This is a genomic window from Nguyenibacter vanlangensis (genome assembly GCF_013376155.1).
Classification (GTDB): Bacteria; Pseudomonadota; Alphaproteobacteria; order Acetobacterales; family Acetobacteraceae; genus Gluconacetobacter; species Gluconacetobacter vanlangensis.
On the sequence record NZ_JABXXP010001154.1, the window covers coordinates 1 to 635 of the forward strand.

Annotated in this window: 1 protein-coding gene; it reads left to right on the forward strand. The window is 70.9% G+C overall.

The features are described 5' to 3' along the window. Positions 1–60 precede the first annotated feature (60 nt). Positions 61–635: MFS transporter (locus tag HUK84_RS21820; protein WP_176641993.1), on the forward strand; the 575-nt coding region annotated here is incomplete at its 3' end.

Sequence of the window (635 nt, forward strand, 5' to 3'; positions counted from 1 at the left end):
GGTCCCGCCCGGACGCCGGGCACCGGCGGCCGGCGCCGCCCTGCCGGAATAGGCCGCGCCATGCCCGTCCAGCCGAAATACGCGGTCTTCGCCCTGCTCTATCTCGGCTGGTGCGTGTCCTATCTCGACCGCGCGGCAATGACCCTGTCCGTCCCCGCCATGCTGCACGACATTCACATGTCGCCCACGCGGCAGGGGTTCGTGCTGGGCGTGTTCTATCTGGGCTATTCCTGCATGCAGATACCCGGCGGATGGCTGGCCGACCGCTTCGGGTCGAAACCCGTCGTCCTGGTCGGGCTGGTCCTCTGGTCGCTGTTCACGCTCGGCACCGGACTGGTCGCGACGGCCTCGGCGCTCCTGCTCGTGCGGCTGCTCTTCGGCATGGGCGAGGGGATCTTTCCCGCCGCCAGCATCAAGGCCCTCTACGACGTGTTCCCCGCCGCCGCCCGGGACAAGGCGCCCTCGGCGCTGATGTCCTCCAACTATTTCGGCTACCTCGTCGCCCCCGCCCTGCTGCTGCCGCTGCTGGCCTGGGGCGGCTGGCGCCGGCCCTTCCTGGTCATGAGCATCGCGGGCCTCGCCTGTGCTGCGGCCTATCTGGTGCTGGCCCCGGGCCGCGCGCGGCAATCCGCCCC